Below are 18,364 nucleotides of genomic sequence, written 5' to 3'. Positions count from 1 at the left end.
CGAGCTCCTGACCGTCAGGACTTGATGCAGATGACGGGCTTGTTGGCCTCGAGGATGATCTGCTGGGCGGAGGAGCCGAGGAACAGCTTCGCGACCGCTGTGCGATGACGCACACCGATGACCACCGCCGAGATGTCGTCGCGCTCGGCCCGGTCGATGAGGTCGCCGGAGGGGGAGTGGGTGCGGTCGTCGGGGTGCTCGATGCTCTCGCTGACCTCTCCGAGATCCGGGGAGGGGGAGTGCTCGCCCTCCATCAGGAACACGACCAGGTCCTCGCCGCGTCGGCGGGCCTCCTCGATCCCGTACTGGTAGGCGGCCTGACCTGCCGGGGTGTCGGTGCCGGCGACGAGAACAGACATGGGCGCTCCTTCGCGAGCTGTGACGACGTCGTGTGCCGGAACCCTAACCGATGCGCGGACGGCGGTCGCAAGCATCCATCACCGATGCGCGGACAGCGTGCGCAGGCATCTGCAGCAGCATGTTTCCATGGACGGGTCACACGCATCGGCGCGCCGACCTGCCCCGAGCTGCGCCCCCGACGAAGGAGTCGTGCCCATGGCACCCCCGGAAGAGACCGCGCCGCCTCCGGCGCAGCCGACCCGACGCCGCGCGCTGAGCATCGGCTTCGGCGTCCTCGCCGTCCCCGTCATCGGGGCCGCCGCCTATCAGTCGATCCGCACAGCGGCCGGCGGATCCAACGTGCGGGCGAACCTGACCCTCGTCGCCCCGGCGGCCGCCGGGGGTGGCTGGGACGCCTTCCAGCGCGAGATGCAGCAGGCGATGCGCACCAACGGGCTGGTCGGCAACGTGCAGGTGCTGAACGTCCCCGGCGCCGGCGGCACCATCGCCATCGGCAGCGTCAGCCAGCAGAACCAGCCGAACACCCTGATGGTCGGGGGGACCGGGCAGATCGCCGCGCAGATCCAGTTCGACACCGCTTCGGTGATCACGGATGTCACCCCGATCGCCCGCGTGGTCGAGGAGTACGCCCTGGTCACCGTGCCCGTGGACTCTCCGCACCAGGACCTCGACTCCCTCGTCACCGCCTGGCAGGAGGATCCCGCGGCACTCGCCTGGACCGGCGGCGGCTCCTTCGACCAGCTGGTGATGACCGACCTGGCCCTGAACGTCGGCATCAGCCCGAGCGAGACCACGTACATCCCCTCCGACGGCGGCGGCGAGGCGATCCAGGCGCTGCTCAACGGCACGGCCCAGGCCACTGCCGGCGGCTTCGCGGACATGTACCCGCAGATCGAGGCCGGGCGGCTGCGCGGCCTCGGCATCGTCGCCCCCGATCGGCTGGAGGGCATCGATATGCCCACCCTCACCGAGCTCGGCTACGACGTGACGCTGACCAACTGGCGGGCGCTGTTCGCCCCACCGGTGGTGACCGACGAGGAGGTCGCCGAGCTCGAGCAGCTCATCGCCGAGGCGATCGAGACCCCCGAATGGAAGGACGCCGTGAAGCGGTACTACTGGAAGGAAGTCCCGCTGGGCAGCGATGAGCTCATCCGGTACGTCGCCGACGAGACCGAGCGGATCGGCGCCCTGTTCGAGGAGATCCGCGGATGACCGGCGCCGACACCACCGGCGGCCACGCCCCCGACGAACAGACTCCCCGCGGCGCGACCGTGGACGAGCACGCGGCCCCCGACCCCGACGGGCACGGGCCCGCGGCCCCGGCTGCGGACGAGAAGGCTCACGGCTTCTGGCACGGCCGTTCCGCCCTGCTGATGCCAGGTCTGCTGGCGGCCTTCAGCCTGTTCCTGGTGATCGGGGCGGGGCTCCTCGACGCCGGTGACACCGAGTTCCCCGGCCCGCGCTTCGTCCCGATGATCCTCGGGGCGGTCGGGCTCGTCCTGGCCGCGCTGCTCGCCCTCGGCGTGCTGCGCACGCCGGAGCCGGTCGCCGAGACCGCGGGTCAGAACTACCGCACCCACTCCGACTTCGTGGCCCTGAGCTGGGTCGTCGGCGGCTTCCTCGCCTTCGCGCTGCTGCTGCCCTGGCTCGGATGGATCCTCGCCGGCGCCCTGCTGTTCTGGTGCGCCGCGCATGGGTTCGGGTCCCGTCGTCCGCTCTTCGACATCCTGGTCGCGCTGTTCCTCAGCTCGGTCGTGTATCTGATCTTCGGCACCGGGCTGGGACTGATCCTGCCCTCCGGCATCCTGGGAGGGGGATTCTGATGGACCAGCTCGACCTGCTCATGCAGGGCTTCGCCGGAGCCCTCACCCCGATGAACCTGCTCTGGGTCGTCGTCGGCTGCCTCCTGGGCACCGCCGTCGGCGTGCTGCCCGGGCTCGGCTCCTCGATGGCGGTGGCACTGCTGCTGCCGATGACCTTCGCACTCGATCCGACCGGCGCATTCATCCTGTTCGCCGGGGTGTACTTCGGCGGCCTGTTCGGCGATTCGACCATGGCGATCCTGCTGAACACGCCCGGCCAGGCCTCGGCCATCGCCTCCACCTTCGAGGGCCACAAGATGGCCAACGCCGGCCGGGCACCCCAGGCCCTGGCCACCGCCGCGATCGGCGCGTTCGTCGGCGGCATGGTCGCCACGGTCCTGGTCGTCTTCGTCTCGCCCACGCTGGTGAAGCTGTCCTCCAGCTTCGGGCCCGCCGAGTTCTTCGCGCTCGCCCTGTTCGCCTTCGTCGCCACCTCCTCGGTGGTGGCCGACAACGTGCTGAAGGGCCTGGCCGCCCTGGTGGTGGGCATCGGCATCACGCTGATCGGCACCGACGGCATCTCCGGACTGACCCGCTTCACCCTCGGCTCTCCGCAGCTGTTCGACGGCATCTCGCTGGTGACCGTGACCGTCGCGGTCCTCGCCCTCGGCGAGGTGCTGTTCGTGGCCTCCCGCGTGCGCCGGGACCGGGAGGACCTCCGGGTCCGCCGGGGGAAGGGACGCCCGTTCCTGAGTCGGAAGGAGTTCGCCGAGGCCGCCCCGGCCTGGGGGCGCGGCACCCTGATCGGCCTCCCCTTCGGTGTGATCCCCGCCGGGGGCGCCGAGGTCCCCACCTTCCTCGCCTACGAGGCCGAGCGGCGGCTGGACCGGCGCCGGCGCGTCCCGACGTTCGGCAAGGGCGCCATCCGCGGCCTCGCGGCGCCGGAGGCCGCCGGCAATGCCACCACGGGCATGGCGATGGGGGCGCTGCTGGCACTCGGTCTGCCGGTCTCGGCGACCGCCGCGATCATGCTCGCGGCCTTCCAGCAGTACGGTCTGCAGCCCGGCCCGCTGCTGTTCGAGAACAGCGCCGACCTGGTGTGGCCGCTGCTGGCGAGCTTCTTCCTGGCCATGATCGTGCTGCTGGTGATCAACCTGCCGTTCGCCCAGCTGTGGGCGAAGCTGCTGCTGATCCCGAAGCCGTACCTGTACGCCGGGATCACGCTGTTCTGCGGCCTGGGGATCTGGGCGACCTCCGCGGCCGTCTTCGATCTCGTGCTGCTCCTGGTGATCGCCGTGATCGGATTCCTGATGCGCCGTTACGACTACCCGGTCGCGCCTTTGATGATCGGCATGGTGCTGGGGCCGCTGGCGGAGTCCTCGCTGCGCGACGCCCTTCTCTCCTCCGTCGGGGATCCGCGGGTGCTCGTCTCCAGCCCGATCACCCTGGTGATCTACGGACTGCTGCTGGTGGTCATCGCGCTGTCGGTGCGCAACGCCGTCCGCAAGCGCACACGACGGGATCTCTGAGCGGATCCCTGCGAGGGGGACGGCCCCGTCGGCCGGAGCCGACGACGACAGACCCCGTCGGCCGGAACCGACGGGGTCTGTCGTGGTGCGGGGCCGGATCGCCAGGAGGCGGCCGCCGTCACCGGGCGGAGCGAGCGATGATCACAGGTTGATCGTGACGTCGCCCTTCTCCCGCAGATCCTTGGCCATCTGGGTGGCCGCCTCGTTCTGCTGCTGGGACTTGGCCTGGTCGGCGAGCTGCCCCTTGACGTCCTCGAAGGGCGGAACCTCGGACTGCTGGCCACCGGACTGCTGCCCGCCGGCCTGCTGCTGCTGGACGAGCTGGTCGTACTGCGCCTTCAGCTCCTCTTCGCTCGGCTCCTTGATGTCCGCCTCCTGCTCGATGTAGGAGGTCAGGGCGAACTGGGAGGCAGCGTCCTCGCGGACGTCCTTCTCCTTCATACCCTGTTTCTCGAGCGCGGCGATGACCTCGTCGCCCGACTTCAGGCCGTTCTGCTTCGCGATCTGCTCGAGGGTCGCATCGACGTCCTTCGTGGTCGGCTCGATGCCGGCGTCGTGGGCGGCCTGCAGGAGCAGACGGTTGTCGACGAGCTGGTTCGCGACCTGCTTCTTCAGCTCGGCCTGGTCGAGCTGCTGGCCGGACTGCTGCTGCTGCATCGAGGCCTGCTGGAACTGCGACTCGTACAAGGTGACGAACTCGTCCTTGGAGATCTTCTCGCCGTTGACCTCAGCGACGACGTCCGGCACGTCCGAGGTGTCGGCCTCGGGCATCGCCTGGCCTCCTCCGTCGCTACCGGCGGGGGCGCCGCCATCACTGGCGGCCGGCTTCTGACCGCCACCATCACTGGCGCCCGAGGGAGCGCCCTGGTCGCTGCATCCGGTCAGCGCCACGATGGCGGCGAACGAGACGGCGGCGACCGAGTTGCGGATCGCCTTGGTGCGGGGGACCTTCACTGTGCCTCCTGAGGTTGACGGCGCGAGCGACGCTACGCCCCGAAACCTGGGATCCCGTTGCAGGAGCGCTCATACTCCCCTCAGGAATCCGAGTTCCGTGTGCAGCATCACGAAACGGTAACGGTACTCCCTACGGGAGAGGGTCCAGGGCGTCGACGGTCATGGCATCGCGCACATAACCGGCGAAGGCCGGCCCTCGACCGAGAACGTGGCCCCGCAGTGCGGATCGGCGACATATATGTCACCGAGGCCCGCGAACGCCTCGGCACCCACCGCTCCTCGACCTCCTCCTTGTGCTGCGTGTGGTCGAATCCGTCGAACATCGTGGTCATCACCAGTTCCCGGACCGAGCTCCCGCAGCACCAGGATCCGCTGCAGTCGCGGCAGGCCGTCGCGATCGGTGCATGCACCACGGTGAAGCGTGACGTCGCGTCAAGCGCACGGGGCCTTCGCCGCCTCGAGCGCGACATGATCGATGTGCTGGGGGTCTGGAGGATGCCGCCATGCAGCTCTAGGGTGTCGAGCCATGGAGATGATGATTCCGGAGGACTGCGGAAACTCCCCGCGGATGGCGATCGTGGCGGACATCGCGGCGGCCTGGGCGGCGGGGGAGGAGGACAGCGTGCGCGCGTGGCTCCGGGAGGATGCCTCCTGGATGCTCGCCGGTGAACCTGCGCCGACGAGCGACGGGTATGTGGGGCCTCCGCCGTCCCCCGAGAGCGGAGAGATCCTCACCGTCCTGAACCACGGCCGTCTCGCCGCGTGCGACGGCTACCTCGTGTGCGAGGGCGAGCGGGTGGACTTCTGCCACGTGATCCGCTTCGCCGGTGCCACGAAGACCGCGAAGATCCGGGAGATCCGCACCTACCTGCAGCGCTCCACCACCGACGACTGACGCCGCCGACCGCGATCCTGCCCGGAGGCACCTCGGCCCCGGTGCGGGGCCCGGGGACGCACGACGCCCGCCGCACCGTGCGAGAGCACGGGCGACGGGCGTGGTGCCGGTGGCGGCAGTGCCGCGTACGGGTCAGTACCCGATGGACCTCAGGTACTCGCGCGAGTCACGGATGCAGTCGATCGGGTCGCGGCCGTAGGTGTCGTCCTGCTCGATGAGGAAGTACTCCGCGCCGGCCTTCTCGGCGGCCGGCAGCAGGGCGGGCCAGTTCATGTTGCCCTGGCCGACCTCGGCGAACTGGGCGAGGGACAGGAAGGCGCCGTAGAACTCCTTCATGTCGATCTCCTGCGCCTCGAACTTCTCATAGGTCTCGGCCGGCAGCGGCGCGATGCGGAAGTCCTTGACGTGGATGAGCTTGCAGGCGCCCTCGTAGGCCGCCAGCATGTCCAGCGGTGCCATGCCGCCGCGCTGGACCCAGTGCAGGTCCACTTCGAACAGCAGCGACGGGGCGACCCGGCGCACGATGTCGAAGATCCGTTCGCCGTCGAACTGGATGAGGTCGACGTGGTGGTTGTGGTAGCACAGCGTGATGCCCTGCTCGGCGAGGCGAGCGGCGTAGGGCTCGACGGAGGCGGCCCACTCCTCGCAGGCAGCCTTCGAGGTCATGGCCCCGAAGGGCATCATCCCGATGCGCAGGAAGCGCGAGCCGGTCTTCCGGCAGGCCTCGACGGCACGGTCGAACTCGGTCTCCAGGGCGAAGCCGTTGCCGCCCGGGGCGATGGAGGCGCTCATGGCGGCGGTCTCGACGCCGAAGTCGGCCTTGCCGCGCACGAGGTCGTCGATCAGCTCGTCGGTCATCTCCACCTGGGAGACCTCGACGGCGTCGATGTCCAGCTCGCGCACCTGGCGCAGCACCTCGTACATTCCCTTCTCGTTGATCTGGTCCTTGAGCATCATGAGCTGGAGTCCGAGGACGGGCATGGTGGTTCTCCTTCGACGAGGGCGAGGAGCCGGGGGAGCCGGCTCCGGGGTGCGAGCGGTGCGTGCGGGAATCCGGGAACGGGACGACCCGGGCCGACGGTGGTGTCGGCTCCGGGCCGTCCCGGGGAAGCGATCAGTCGCGGACGGGGAACTTCCCCTCGGCCTCGATGCGCTGGTTGAGCTCGGCGAGGTACTCCTCGGCCGGGTAGTCGACCAGGTCGATCTCGCGGCCGGTCCAGGCGGACAGCTGCATGCCGGAGGCGAGGCGGACGCCGTTGATGCCCTCGGCGCCGTCCGCGATCAGCGGGGTGCCGTCGTTGACGTTGGCCGCGAAGTTCGTCAGGACGTCGAGGTGCTGCTTGCCCCAGACCGACTCGTACTCCTTCTCCTGGACGGTGTAGACCTCGGAGGGGTCCATCTCGCCGCGGAAGAGCTTGGCGACGTCCTGCATCGACATCTTGTCGCTCAGATCCCGTTCCGGCTCCGTGAGTCGGGTGATGGTGACCTTCTTGGAGCCGTCGACGACGATCTTGCCCTGGTCGAACAGCATCTCCAGGCGGTCGGTGCCGATCAAGTCATTGGTGGAGGTCATGAAGTGTCCGGTCACGCCCTCGCCGAAGTCGACCACCGCGTTGACCTCGTCCTCGGTGGCGATGTCGCGCTGGAACCCGAAGGCGAGCTTCGCGAACACCTTCTTCGGGGTGCCGGCGAGCCACTGCCAGAGGTCCAGCTGGTGCGGTGCCTGGTTGACCAGGACGCCGCCGCCCTCGCCGCCCCAGGTCGCGCGCCAGGCCGACTGGTCGTAGTAGCCCTGCGGACGCCACCAGGTGGTGATGATCCACGAGGTGTGGCGCAGCTTCCCGAGCTCACCGGAGTCGATGAGCTTCTTGAGATCGGTGTAGACCGGGTTGGTGCGTTGGTTGAACATGATCGCGAAGGTGGTCTCGGGATGAGCCGCCGCGAAGTCGTTCATCTCCTCGACCTGCTTGGTGTAGACACCGGCCGGCTTCTCCGTGAGGGTGTGGATGCCCTTGCCGAGCGCGGTGATCGTCATCTCCGAGTGCAGGAAGTGCGGCACCGTGGTGACCACGGCGTCGACGTCGCCGGAGTCCAGCATCGCGAGGTAGTCGTCGTAGAAGGGCACCTCCGGGTACTTCTCGGCGGCGGCCTCCTTCTTCGCGGGGTCGACGTCGGCGATGGCGCCGAGGGTCATGCCCGCGACCTTGCCCTCGCTGATGACGCCGGCGTACATGCCGCCCTGGGCGCCGAGCCCGATGATCCCGAGCCGTACGTTCTTCTCTGGCTTCTCCGACATGGTGTCTCCTGTCTCCTGTCTTCGGTCAATGGTGACGATCCGTCAAGCGGATCGTGAGGACGGGGTGCGGCACCGCGAAAGCGGCACCGCACGGTCATGCTCCTCAGCGGCCCCTTGGACAGGCCCGCCGTGGGGGCGGATCAGGCCTGAGCGTCATCCCCGGCGTGCTTGGCCTCGAGGGTAGCGACGTTCGCCTCGACCCGCTTCTTGGACAGCGGGTACCAGAAGGCCAGAGCGAGCACCGAGACCAGGAGCAGACCGGCGGGGAGCAGGGTGGACAGGGTGTAGATGCCCTCCAGCACTCCCTGCGACTGCTCCGTGCCTCCCGCGGCGGACTCGTAACCGATCCAGCCCAGCGCCCACCCGGTGAGGCCACCTGCGATCGCCTGGCCGAGCTTGCGGGCCCAGGAGTAGGTGGCGTACACCGTCGCGTCGTTGCGCTCCCCGGTGCGGACCTCCTGGAAGTCGATCGCATCGGTGATGAACGCCCAGATCAGGATGTTCAGGCAGGCGACACCGAACATGAGAACGGCGTAGCCGATCATGAACACCACCGGGCTGTCGGTGCGCAGGACGAACAGGACCAGGCCCGCGGCGACGCCGAGCAGCATGCCGACGACGCCGACCTCCTTCTTGCCGAGATTCTTCGCGAGCTTCGCGGCGAACGGCACCAGCAGGAGGGTGGGTGCGATACCCACGAAGTTCACGGCGCTGAGCAGCTGGCCGTTGTTGAAGTACTCGTTGAACAGGTACGGCATCATGCCGCCCATCATCATGAAGGCGATCAGCATGAACAGCGAGCTGAAGATCAGGCCGGTCAGCGCGCGGTTCGTGATCAGGGTGCCCATGGTCTTCGCGAAACCCATGCGCTCTCCCCTGGGCTTCGGCGCTGTCTGGATGCGCTCCTCGACGTTCGTGAAGCACAGCAGGTAGCACACGACCGCCAGGATGCCGCACCCGAGGGCGGCGAACATCATGCGGTTGCCGGAGATCTCCGAGTTGCCCTCGATCTGGACGAACACGATCAGCGGCAGGATCACAGAGATGCCGAGGTTGGCGAGGGTGGCGCCGAGCGAGCGGAACACGGACAGCGAGGCGCGCTCGCCGGCCTTGTTGGAGATCACCGAGGCCATCGAGCCGTAAGGGATGTTGATCAGGGTGTAGAAGACCGAGCCCCACAGGATGTAGGTGACGATCATCCAGGCCAGGCGCGCGCCGTAGCTGCCGTCCTGGAGGAACGGGGAGAACATCAGGAAGGCGGCGCCGGCGACCGGGATCATGATGCGCAGCAGCCAGGGCTTGAATCGGCCGCTGCGGCCCGGGCGCAGCGTATCGATCAGTCGGCCCGCGCCGACGTCGGTGAAAGCATCGAGGATGCGGGCGGCGAACAGCAGGGTCCCGACGTGGGCGGCGCTGATCCCCATCACATTGGTGTAGAAGATCAGGAAGAACGTGGACTGCAGGATGAACGTGAAGTCGTTCCCGAAGTCTCCGAACATGTAGCCGATCTTGTCGCGCACGCTGAACGGCCGTGTGTGCGCCGCGATCGGCGGGCCAGTCGGGACCATGCGGTCCGGCCCGGGTAATGCGTCCGTGGTGCTCATCATTGTGCTCCTCGCTCCTCATCCTTGAGAGGACACAGGAGAAGGCCCGGTGGGGTCCCTGTGTCGTGATCGTCGCCTCGGCCGGAAGACCGGGCGGAACGAATGGACCGATTCTGGTCGGGGCCCCATACCGCACGAGGTTCTTGCCATCAGTTGCACGACGACGGCACCCCACATGTGGGGCAGGTCACGGGCGTGATGACGGCGACGGGGCTGTCACCAGGGACGTCGAGGACGGCGGTGGGAGCGACGATCAGTCGTCCGGTGCGCAATGCGTCACGCCGATGTGGAAATTGCCGACTGTTGCCACAGGCGACGGATGGCCCAGCCGCCCACGAACGACGGACGGCCGGGCCACCCTGATGGGTGACCCGGCCGTCCGGGAGATGCGGTGCGTGACCGCGGGTGCGGCGGGAAGCCGCGGGAGGATCAGTAGAGGTTCAGGAAGCTCTGCAGGACCTTCGTGGTGCCCTCGCCGTCCTCGATGTTCTCGGAGCCGTTCTGCTGGGCGCCGATCTCGTGCTGGAGGCCGGCGACGGTGTTGTCACCGATCTCGCCGTCCTGAGCGGTGCCCGCCCAGTCCTGGAGTGCGAGGGTGGTCTCCTCGTTCATCTCACCGGTCTGCTCCACGCCCAGCCAATCCTGGAGGGCGGTCACGGTCTCGGGGCCCATCTTGCCGTCGACCTCGAGGGTGCCGGCGACCTGGAGATCACCGGTGGCCTGGGAGCCGGCCTCGGGGGCGGCCTCTTCGGCGGGCTGCTCGGTCTCGGGCTCCGGAGCCTGCTCCTGGGCGGGCTCGGGGGCCTGCTGGCCCTCGTCGTCCTGCTCGGTCTCCTTGGTGAAGCCGTTGTCCGTGCAGTTGTCGGCGATGCCGTCACCGTCGCAGCTCCAGTCACCCTGCTTCTCGGTGCTCTCGCGCTGCGTGGAGCGGTCGGCCTGCTGCTGCGGCTCGCGGGCCTCGCGGGAGTCGCCCTGGTCGGAGGAGCTCTGGTCGGAGGAGCCCTCGTCGGAGGAGCCCTCGTCCGAGGAGCTCTCCTCCGAGGAGCTGTTGTCCTCGGCAGCCGGGGCGCCGGAGGTGTCGGCACCGCCGGAGAGCGGTCCGCCGCAGTTCGGCCAGGCACCCTGGCCCTGCTGGGCGAGGACCTTCTCGGCGACGGCGATCTGCTGGCTCTTCGAGGCCTGGTCGGCGCTGGAGGCGTACTGCGAGCCCCCGAAAGCGTCCCAGGTCTGCTGGGAGAACTGCAGGCCGCCGTAGTAGCCGTTGCCGGTGTTGGTGGACCAGTTGCCGCCGGACTCGCAGGCGGCGACCTCGTCCCAGCCGGTAGCGGCGTTGGCCGCGGAGCCGGTGGCGAGCATGCCGGTGGCGACGACGGCGCCGCCGGCAAGGGTGATGGCGGTACGGGCGAGGCCGCGGCGCGCGGCCGTTGTGGTCCTCATGGCGTGCGTGTTGTGCCGAGGCATGAACACGTCCTTTCGCATTTCGCGGTTCTTGCGGCCCCCATGGGTCACGGGGCGCACGTCGCGTATCTCGCGTCTCGAACGACAGTCACGCTAGGGGCGCGCTCCCCCCTCCGGGCAAGGGGCATGGCCAAGGGGAAACGGGGATTTTACGTGGCACCGCGTGCCGGGCCCATGGCGCGTCATCGCAGCGCGAAACCCTGACCAGGGATGATGTGGCGCCTCGCGGGATCCTGTGCGGGAATGTGACCTGGAGCGCTTCTGTTCTTCAGGTCACGGAATGGTCACGACGGACGTGACTCACGCCTCCGAGGCCGGGTCGTCCGCTGCCGCGTCCGCCGTCTCCGACGACGGGTCCAGCGCTGCTGCGGCGGCGTCCCGGTGGGCGCGCTCGCCGGTCTCCAGGGCATAGAGCCCGTAGCCGACGGCCCCTGCCGAATACATCTCGGTGCAGTGCTCTGCCAGTCGCGGCCACACCTGCCCGCCGCCGCGTACATAGTGCTCGAGCGCCACGTCGAATGCCTCTGTTGGGGCGCTGACCTGGTGGAACATCAGATCCTTGGCAGGATCCCCGACAGCTGCCGTGGTCCAGTCGAGGATCGCGGAGATCTGCTCGCCCTGGACCAGGGTGTGGCCGGGATAGATCTCCCCGTGGGTGAGCACGGTGCGGGAGGGCCAGTAGCTGTCCTCGGCCAGCCAGGCGTTCCAGCGCTCCCACAGGGCCGGGGCGATCCGGAAGGACTCCGCCACGCGATCGAGGTCGTGACGCCAGGCCTCCCGCACCTGATCGGCGGTGCGCACCTCGATCGCGGTCTCGGCCGCCGCGTCGGCATCGATCCGGTGCAGCTGTGCGACGGCGTCCCCGAGCGAGGCCGCATAGTCGAGGGAGGCCATGTCGATGTTCCAGGTGAGCTCGCCGTCACCCCCGATCGAGAGGGCCGGGGTGCCCGGCAGCAGGGGATAGGCGATCAGGTCGGGGGAGTGGACCCGCCACTCCGGCACCGCCACATCCAGCTGCGGTGCGATGAGCCCGAGCAGGCGCCCCTCGATGTCCGCCCGGGCGAGCACGTCCGCTCTCCGCGGGATCCGCAGCACCCAGTCGGTCCCGTCGGCCTCGCGCCCGAAGACGACGCGGAAGTCCAGGCCGATCTCCTCGGCGCGGAGCGAGGAGCGGTCCAGCTCGAGGCCGTGCGCGGAGGCCAGGGCGAGGAGGTCGTCGAGGTCGGCGGGCGGGGTCGTCGAGGCCATCGCAGAAGTCTGCCACCGTGGTGGCGGGTTCGGCCAGCGGATTCCGGCGCGGCGCGGGAAGCTCCCCCGTACGATCTCGGCATGGACCGAGCGGTGACGGGTCGGGGCCGCCGCCCGCGCACCGAGGCGGTGCGACGACGTCGGGCGGTGGTGCTCCTCGTCCTGGTCTGGTCCGTGCACCTGGCGGCGCAGCTGGGCGGCGTCGCCGTCCTGGCCGGCCTCACCCAGGTGCTGGCGATGCCGGTGCTCGCCGCGGTGCTGTGGACCTCCACCAGCTCGCCGCGCGGGCCCCTGGTGCGCCTCGCGCTGGGTGCCCTGGCCCTGTCCTGGCTCGGGGACTCGGCGCCGCGCCTCGCCCCGGAGGAACTCTCCTTCCTGGTGATGGTCGTGTTCTTCCTGGGCGCGCAGGTGGTCTACGCCTGCGCCTTCTGGCCGTACCGGCACCGCTCCCTGCTCGCCCGACCGGTGCGCGCGGCGCCCTATCTGGTCGCCGCGGCGGCGATCGTGCTGGTGTGCGCGCCGAGCGCCGGTGCGCTGCTGCCCGCGATCGCCGTGTACTCGGCGGCGATCGCGACGATGGCCGTCCTCGCCACCGGGCTCGGCCGGATCGGCGCGGTCGGGGGAGCGGTCTTCGTCGTCTCCGATTCCCTGATCGCACTGGACGCCTTCGATGTGCTCACCGTTGCCGACCAGGGATTCTGGGTGATGAGCACGTACCTCCTGGCCCAGCTGCTGCTGATGGTCGCGGTGCGCAGGGCCGACGCGGAGCTGCGGCCGGTCCGGACCCGCTGACCCCGCCCCGACCGGTGAGCCCGTCGGGCGAGCCCCGGGCGGCGCCGAACGGTGCGGGCAGCAGCCGCGGACAAACCGGCACGGGCAGCAGCCGCGGTCAGCCGGTGTGGTCGCCAGGTGTGCTCAGCCGACGCGATCAGCCCCGGTGTCCTCCGGCGTACGCGGCACGGTCATCCTCGCGCTCGCGGTGCTTGGCCTGCGACCGGGCGAGGGCGGCCTCCTCCTCCGAGACGGTCACGACCTTCCCGTTCCCGTCGGTCGCGATGGTGCCGTCGGCCCGGGTGACGACCAGCCCCTCGGGCTGCTCGTCGGATCGCTCACCGCGCTGGTTGAACTCCAGGCGCGCCTCGTGGATCCGGTGGGCATCGGCGAGCAGCGCGCGCACGTTCTGCTCGGAGACCACCAGGTCCTGGAACTTCGAGGGCAGGCCCTGGAGGGTCTTCTCGTCCTCGAGCATGCGCTCGTACATCGCGTCCCGTCGGGCTTCGAAGCCTGCATAGGTCATCTCCACGTAGGCGACGGCCTCGCGGTGGGCGTTGTTGACCGCCGCCTGCGCGCGGCCCTTCGGGGACAGCAGCGAGACCAGCACGGTCACGACGAGGACGGTGATGATCACGGTGAGGGACAGTCCGGTGCTCACCTCGGGGACGTCCAGCGGTTCGCCGCCGGCCACGAAGAAGAGCTCATTGGTGCCCAGGGCGTGCAGGATGAGTTTGACGCCGATGAAGGCGAGGATGACCGACAGCCCGTAGGAGAGGTACACGAGGCGATCGAGCAGCCCGTCGATGAGGAAGTACAGCTGCCGCAGGCCCAGCAGCGAGAACGCGGTCGCGGTGAACACGATGTAGGTGTTCTGGGTGAGGCCGAAGATCGCCGGGATGGAGTCGAGGGCGAACAGCAGATCGGTGCCGGCGATGGCGATCATGACCAGCAGCATGGGGGTGAGGACGCGTCTGCCGTTCTCGATCGTGAACAGTCTGTCGCCGTCGAATTCGTCGGTGGCCGGCAGGACCTTCTTGACCAGGCCGACGAAGAAGCTGTCCTTCTTCTCCGCGTCCGGGTCGTCGTCCTTGGCCTCGTCGAGGATCATCTTGGCGGCCGTGTACAGCAGGATCGCCCCGAAGATGTAGAAGGCGAAGGAGAGGCGATCGATCGCGACAGCGCCGATCGTGATCATGCCCGACCGGGCGATGATCGCGAAGGTGATGCCGAAAAGCAGCACCTTCTGCTGGTCCTGGCGGGGCACGGCGAAGGCCCCCATGATCACCAGGAAGACGAAGAGGTTGTCGATCGACAGCGCCTTCTCCGTGACGTAGCCGGCGAAGTACTCGGCCCCCATGGTGGAGCCGCCGAGGATGAGCACGCCGATGCCGAACACGAGGGCGATACCGACGTAGATGCCGGACCAGACCGCGGCCTCGCCGATGGTGGGGATGTGCGCCTTGCGCACGTGGAAGAAGTAGTCGAAGGCCAGGAGTCCGACGATCGCGATGATCGTGAGGACCCAGACGAGGGGAGAGACAGTCAAGGATCTGCTTTCGTGGGTCGTGTGGTCGACCCGAGTCTCTCCACCCGCCGACGTCTGCGGCAGGCCGCTGCGCCCGGAAGGCTGTCGTCAGCTCTCGTGGTGACGGGCGCAGCGTGCGGGATACTCCCCCGATGTCTCCAGGAACGCTATACAGCGTTCCTGGGTGAGTCCGGACCGTCGGCCCAGCTTGCCTGGGAGACCGCTGAGCATCTGCTCAGCGTTCCTCGGTCGGCTCGGCGCTCCTCGGTCGGCGAGGATCGCCGGCTCACCTGTCCTCGTGCTGCTCGACCGCCTCCTGCAGCTCGTCCTTGTCCATCTGCGACCGGCCCTCGACGTCCTCGCGCTTCGCATCCTGGTACAGCTGATCCTTGGTGCGTCCCTGCGGGCCGGAACCGGATCGCTCCCAGCCGCGCTCCGAGGGGGACTTGTCCTGCGTGGAGGTCTTGCTGGCCTCGTCGGACTCACCCTCCTGGGCGCGGGTCTTGTTCACGGTCCGGGCGGCGACCTCCTCGGCCTCCTCCTCCGAGCTGCCCTCATCCAGCCGGCTCTTCTTCACGTGCTCGTACTGTCGTTCACGCTTGTCGCTCCATGCCTCGGGCACGGTGCTCACCTCTTTCGACGGCGTTGCTGAGGACGTACCGCATGGTGTCGTCCATGCTCGTGCATCTCCATCCTGGGGACGCGCCCCCTCCCTGTCGAGGAATCGGACCGTCCGGTCCCCGGAGCGGCCGACGCCTCACTCGCGCTGCGAGTCCCCGGTCATGCTGCCGATGCTGTTGGACGGCGTGGTCCCGTCCCGCCAGCGCAGCAGGGCGCCGACGCCCTCGGGGATCCCGTCGACGTCCTCCGGCAGGGCGGAGACCGCGCCGTCGGTGAGCAGCGTCCGGCGCAGCAGGTCCTCGATGGTGTCCGGGGCGTGCGCGGAGACGAACACCAGCTCCTCGACCTGGCCCCGGGTCAGCGCCTGGGCGACCTCGGAAGCGCCTCCCACCGAGGCGCCGTCGCGGGCCTGGCTCTCCCGGAAGCGTTCCGCCAGCTCCTGCTGACGGTGGGCGACGAACTCCTCCGTCGCAGCGGTCAGCTCCTCCCGGAAGGGGCCGCGATCGAAGGCGACCCCGCGGGTGCCGCCGGGCACGTCGATCACCCGCGCGCGGGACTCCGGGCTCAGGGCGTCCTTCAGCAGACCCATGGCGCGCACGTCCCCGCTGAGCATCAGCATGTCGGGGGACTTCTCGCGCAGGATCCGCTCGACCGTCCCGGCGACCGCGTCCGCATTGCGCTCCCAGGAGTCCTCGACCCGGGTCTCGTAGTTGTTCGCCCGCCACCCGTGCTGGGTGCCGCCCCCGAGGCTCGCCTTGTGGAGCACGTCGTGGCCGCCCTCGACGCTCGCGTCCGCGTCCAGATCGTTGTGGCCGTGCGCGATGGACGGGTTGTCCGGGGCGCGCAGGTGGAGATCGGCGCCGGCGCGGTCGACGATGATCAGCAGCTGGCTGACGGCGAAGGGCGTCAGCTGCAGCAGGGGCAGCAGCTGGGGGTGCTCGCCGCGATGCGCCGATTCCGTCAGCGGTGGCGCGGGCAGCACCCGGTCCACGAGGACCTCCGTGTCGGTCGCCAGCAGGGTCCGGCCGTGCCGCCCACCGATCGAGGAGGGGCTCAGCACCGTCTCCTCGATCCGGTCCAGCAGCGCAGCCGGTGCCCCGTCGGCCGAGAGATCGGAGCGCATCCGCGCCCATCGCGCCTCGAGCTGGCCGACGGCGTGCGGATCGGTCCGGGTGGTGTCGATGTGGACCGACGTGAAGGGGCCGGGGGCCTCGAGGGCGGGCTTCAGCCAGGGCAGTTTCACGGATGACCTCCTGCGTGCTCGACGTGCGGGGGACCGAGCTCCCAGCTCGGCCTCGTTGCACCGCGTGGGTCACCTCACCTTTGCACGCGGAGGGGGTCACCGCAAGGAGAACTCCCGACCCGGCTCTCCCGCGGGTCCCGTCGGCCGTGATCATCTGTCGTCGCCCGACGACGACGCAAGATTCTGGACATCGGCCTGGTCGCGAGGGGCGTGGGCTATCTCATGCGGGGTGCGGCGGCGGGTTGCGCGAGGTCGCGCATCGCTACTTAGGGTAGCCAAGCCTAAGTAGGAGGGGTGCGCGTCGGCGTGCTCCCTGAGCCAGGAGGACCTTTCCGCCATGCCAGAGCCGTCTCCCCGTCCGCAGAGGACCGAATGCACCACCACAGGGGCCGTGCCCGCTCTGCTCGGTGCCGCGAGCGCCGACGAGTACTCCGCCCTCCTGCATGAGGTGGTGGACACGATCGCCGACCGCTTCCGCACCGTCGCCGCGCCGTCGTCCGGTCCCGACGGCCGGCGCCTGCACGATCTGGTGGACGCGGTCGAGCTGGACACCGCCGGGATCGGGTGCCGCGACGCCCTGCGCGAGGCGGATCGGCTCTACGCCGGCCACACCGTGTGGTTCCATCATCCGGCCTACACCGCGCATCTGAACTGCCCGGTGGCGGTGCCGGCGGTGGCCGCCGAGGCGATGCTCGCAGCGATCAACACCTCCGTGGACACCTACGACCAGTCCCTGGTCGCGACCTTCATGGAGCGGCGCCTGATCGACTGGACCGCCGGGAGGATCGGTCTGGCCGGCGGCGACGGGGTCTTCACCTCCGGCGGCACGCAGTCGAACCTGCAGGGGCTCTTCCTGGCCCGGGAGCGGGCACTGCGGGATCTGGACGGGTCACGGCGAGCGAACCTGCCCCGCCTGCGTCTGCTCGCCGGAGCCGCCGGGCACTTCTCCGTGGCGCGCGCCGCGCTGCTGCTGGGACTGGACGAGGACGCCGTGATCACGGTGGACGGCGACGTCGACGGGCGGCTCTGCCCGCAGGCGCTCGCGCAGGAGATGGCGCGCCGGGAGGCTGCCGGTGATGTGGTCATGGCCGTCGCCGCCACCGCCGGCACCACCGATCGCGGACTCATCGACCCGCTGGCGCCGATCGCGCGGCTCTGCGCGGAGCGCGGCGTCTGGCTGCACGTGGACGCCGCCTACGGGGGAGGCCTCCTCCTCTCGCCCACCCGGCGGCACCTGCTCGATGGCATCGAGCACGCCGACTCCGTCACCGTCGACTTCCACAAGACCTTCTTCCAGCCGGTCTCCTCGAGCGCTGTCCTCGTGCGCGACCCCGCGGATCTCGCCGCGGTGGCCTGGCACGCCGACTATCTCAACCCGGCGGCCGAGGCGGGCGGGGACGATGCCGAGCCCAATCAGGTCGACAAGTCCCTGCAGACCACCCGCCGCTTCGACGCTCTCAAGCTCTGGACCACGCTGCGCGCCCTCGGCCCCGAGCGGCTCGGGGAGATGGTCGATGCGGTCTGCGACCTCGCCGCCTCGGCGCGGGAGCTGCTTCAGGCCGATGCGGACTTCACCGTGCTGGGGCGCAGCGATCTGAGCACCGTGCTGTTCCGCTTCCACCCCGCGGGGATCGACGCCGCCAGCGCGGACCGCCTGGTGCCGCTGATCCGACGAGTGCTGCTGGACTCCGGACGCGCCATGGTCGCCCGCACCACCGTCGAGGGCACCCCCTGGCTGAAGCTCACCCTGCTCAACCCCGATTCCACGCTCGACGACCTCACAGCCGTGCTCGACCTGGTGCGGGCCACCGGACGCGGACTGCTCGCCGGCTCCGACCTCGCCGCGCAGACGCCGGCGCAGGTTCCGATCTCGGCGTCCGCCCCCGAACCCGCCGGGATGGCCGGCAGCGCAGGAGCCCGACGATGAGCGCGACTGACGACGCGACGGGCGCCGCGCCCCGGACGACGGTCGACGCTGCGGATGGCGCATCGCCCGCTCTCGCGGCCGACGCCGGTGCTGAAGAGACGATCCATGACCTCGTCGGGATCGGGATC

Annotated in this window: 16 protein-coding genes; 6 read left to right on the top strand and 10 right to left on the bottom strand. The window is 69.6% G+C overall.

The window, feature by feature from the left end:
- Nucleotides 1-14 precede the first annotated feature (14 nt).
- Entirely contained in the window at nucleotides 15-359 is a 345-nt protein-coding gene (locus JOF44_RS06545; RefSeq protein ID WP_209888819.1) for a universal stress protein, read from the bottom strand.
- Nucleotides 360-555: 196 nt separating this feature from the next.
- Here JOF44_RS06545 and JOF44_RS06540 point away from each other — a divergent pair, with 196 nt between their 5' ends.
- Genes JOF44_RS06540 through JOF44_RS06530 form a run of 3 tightly spaced genes read left to right on the top strand, consistent with a single transcriptional unit; the run spans nucleotide 556 to nucleotide 3,691 of the window.
- A complete protein-coding gene (locus JOF44_RS06540) occupies nucleotides 556-1,572 on the top strand; it encodes a tripartite tricarboxylate transporter substrate binding protein (RefSeq protein WP_209888816.1) in 1,017 nt (338 codons plus the stop codon).
- On the top strand, nucleotides 1,569-2,183 hold the full coding sequence (locus JOF44_RS06535) for a tripartite tricarboxylate transporter TctB family protein (RefSeq protein WP_209888813.1): 615 nt from the start codon (nucleotides 1,569-1,571) through the stop codon (nucleotides 2,181-2,183). Before JOF44_RS06540 ends, JOF44_RS06535 begins: the two co-directional genes overlap by 4 nt.
- Nucleotides 2,183-3,691, top strand: a complete 1,509-nt coding sequence (locus JOF44_RS06530; RefSeq protein ID WP_209888811.1) for a tripartite tricarboxylate transporter permease — start codon at nucleotides 2,183-2,185, stop codon at nucleotides 3,689-3,691. The genes JOF44_RS06535 and JOF44_RS06530 overlap by 1 nt, the downstream gene beginning before the upstream one ends.
- 141 nt (nucleotides 3,692-3,832) lie before the next feature.
- On the opposite strand, the gene JOF44_RS06525 is transcribed toward JOF44_RS06530, so the two are convergent.
- Nucleotides 3,833-4,645, bottom strand: coding sequence for a SurA N-terminal domain-containing protein (locus tag JOF44_RS06525; RefSeq protein ID WP_209888808.1), 813 nt, complete (start codon nucleotides 4,643-4,645; stop codon nucleotides 3,833-3,835).
- 526 nt (nucleotides 4,646-5,171) lie between these two features.
- Here JOF44_RS06525 and JOF44_RS06520 point away from each other — a divergent pair.
- Entirely contained in the window at nucleotides 5,172-5,540 is a 369-nt protein-coding gene (locus JOF44_RS06520) for a hypothetical protein (protein WP_209888805.1), read from the top strand.
- A 132-nt stretch (nucleotides 5,541-5,672) separates the two neighbouring features.
- Here JOF44_RS06520 and JOF44_RS06515 read toward each other — a convergent pair whose 3' ends face one another.
- From JOF44_RS06515 to JOF44_RS06495, 5 genes are all read right to left on the bottom strand, one after another.
- A complete protein-coding gene (locus tag JOF44_RS06515; RefSeq protein ID WP_209888802.1) occupies nucleotides 5,673-6,521 on the bottom strand; it encodes a sugar phosphate isomerase/epimerase family protein in 849 nt (282 codons plus the stop codon).
- A 133-nt stretch (nucleotides 6,522-6,654) separates the two neighbouring features.
- Entirely contained in the window at nucleotides 6,655-7,836 is a 1,182-nt protein-coding gene (locus JOF44_RS06510; RefSeq protein WP_209888799.1) for a Gfo/Idh/MocA family protein, read from the bottom strand.
- A 140-nt stretch (nucleotides 7,837-7,976) separates the two neighbouring features.
- Nucleotides 7,977-9,440, bottom strand: a complete 1,464-nt coding sequence (locus JOF44_RS06505; RefSeq protein ID WP_245348878.1) for an MFS transporter — start codon at nucleotides 9,438-9,440, stop codon at nucleotides 7,977-7,979.
- Between the two features lie 429 nt (nucleotides 9,441-9,869).
- Nucleotides 9,870-10,877, bottom strand: coding sequence for a transglycosylase family protein (locus tag JOF44_RS06500; protein WP_245348877.1), 1,008 nt, complete (start codon nucleotides 10,875-10,877; stop codon nucleotides 9,870-9,872).
- Nucleotides 10,878-11,198: 321 nt separating this feature from the next.
- Nucleotides 11,199-12,146, bottom strand: coding sequence for a macrolide 2'-phosphotransferase (locus tag JOF44_RS06495; RefSeq protein ID WP_209888793.1), 948 nt, complete (start codon nucleotides 12,144-12,146; stop codon nucleotides 11,199-11,201).
- An 81-nt stretch (nucleotides 12,147-12,227) separates the two neighbouring features.
- Here JOF44_RS06495 and JOF44_RS06490 point away from each other — a divergent pair, with 81 nt between their 5' ends.
- Nucleotides 12,228-12,938: a lysoplasmalogenase family protein gene (locus tag JOF44_RS06490; protein WP_209888790.1), complete on the top strand. Its 711-nt coding sequence runs from the start codon at nucleotides 12,228-12,230 to the stop codon at nucleotides 12,936-12,938.
- A gap of 136 nt (nucleotides 12,939-13,074) precedes the next feature.
- On the opposite strand, the gene JOF44_RS06485 is transcribed toward JOF44_RS06490, so the two are convergent.
- The 3 genes from JOF44_RS06485 to JOF44_RS06475 all read right to left on the bottom strand — a co-directional run bounded on the left by JOF44_RS06485 (nucleotide 13,075) and on the right by JOF44_RS06475 (nucleotide 16,309).
- Entirely contained in the window at nucleotides 13,075-14,466 is a 1,392-nt protein-coding gene (locus JOF44_RS06485; RefSeq protein WP_209888787.1) for a TerC family protein, read from the bottom strand.
- Nucleotides 14,467-14,731: 265 nt separating this feature from the next.
- Nucleotides 14,732-15,076: a plasmid stabilization protein gene (locus JOF44_RS06480; RefSeq protein ID WP_342591688.1), complete on the bottom strand. Its 345-nt coding sequence runs from the start codon at nucleotides 15,074-15,076 to the stop codon at nucleotides 14,732-14,734.
- Between the two features lie 126 nt (nucleotides 15,077-15,202).
- The gene (locus JOF44_RS06475; protein WP_209888784.1) at nucleotides 15,203-16,309 is read right to left on the bottom strand and encodes a baeRF2 domain-containing protein; all 1,107 of its coding nucleotides are present in this window, start codon (nucleotides 16,307-16,309) and stop codon (nucleotides 15,203-15,205) included.
- A gap of 391 nt (nucleotides 16,310-16,700) precedes the next feature.
- Between JOF44_RS06475 and JOF44_RS06470 the strand changes: the two genes are divergently transcribed.
- Complete coding sequence (locus JOF44_RS06470; RefSeq protein WP_342591687.1) at nucleotides 16,701-18,236, top strand: pyridoxal phosphate-dependent decarboxylase family protein; 1,536 nt, start codon at nucleotides 16,701-16,703, stop codon at nucleotides 18,234-18,236.
- Nucleotides 18,237-18,364: the final 128 nt, after the last annotated feature.

It is taken from the genome of Brachybacterium fresconis (assembly GCF_017876515.1).
In the GTDB taxonomy this organism is placed as follows: Bacteria; Actinomycetota; Actinomycetes; order Actinomycetales; family Dermabacteraceae; genus Brachybacterium; species Brachybacterium fresconis.
This window is presented reverse-complemented; position numbering and strand designations above follow the sequence as displayed.

Excerpts from the sequence above, each read along its gene's own strand:
- JOF44_RS06530 (WP_209888811.1), top strand. The coding sequence starts at position 2,183 with ATGGACCAGCTCGACCTGCTCATGCAGGGCTTCGCCGGAGCCCTCACC.
- JOF44_RS06500 (WP_245348877.1), bottom strand. The coding sequence starts at position 10,877 with ATGAGGACCACAACGGCCGCGCGCCGCGGCCTCGCCCGTACCGCCATC.
- JOF44_RS06515 (WP_209888802.1), bottom strand. The coding sequence starts at position 6,521 with ATGCCCGTCCTCGGACTCCAGCTCATGATGCTCAAGGACCAGATCAAC.
- JOF44_RS06510 (WP_209888799.1), bottom strand. The coding sequence starts at position 7,836 with ATGTCGGAGAAGCCAGAGAAGAACGTACGGCTCGGGATCATCGGGCTC.
- JOF44_RS06520 (WP_209888805.1), top strand. The coding sequence starts at position 5,172 with ATGGAGATGATGATTCCGGAGGACTGCGGAAACTCCCCGCGGATGGCG.
- JOF44_RS06545 (WP_209888819.1), bottom strand. The coding sequence starts at position 359 with ATGTCTGTTCTCGTCGCCGGCACCGACACCCCGGCAGGTCAGGCCGCC.
- JOF44_RS06490 (WP_209888790.1), top strand. The coding sequence starts at position 12,228 with ATGGACCGAGCGGTGACGGGTCGGGGCCGCCGCCCGCGCACCGAGGCG.
- JOF44_RS06505 (WP_245348878.1), bottom strand. The coding sequence starts at position 9,440 with ATGAGCACCACGGACGCATTACCCGGGCCGGACCGCATGGTCCCGACT.
- JOF44_RS06495 (WP_209888793.1), bottom strand. The coding sequence starts at position 12,146 with ATGGCCTCGACGACCCCGCCCGCCGACCTCGACGACCTCCTCGCCCTG.
- JOF44_RS06535 (WP_209888813.1), top strand. The coding sequence starts at position 1,569 with ATGACCGGCGCCGACACCACCGGCGGCCACGCCCCCGACGAACAGACT.
- JOF44_RS06540 (WP_209888816.1), top strand. The coding sequence starts at position 556 with ATGGCACCCCCGGAAGAGACCGCGCCGCCTCCGGCGCAGCCGACCCGA.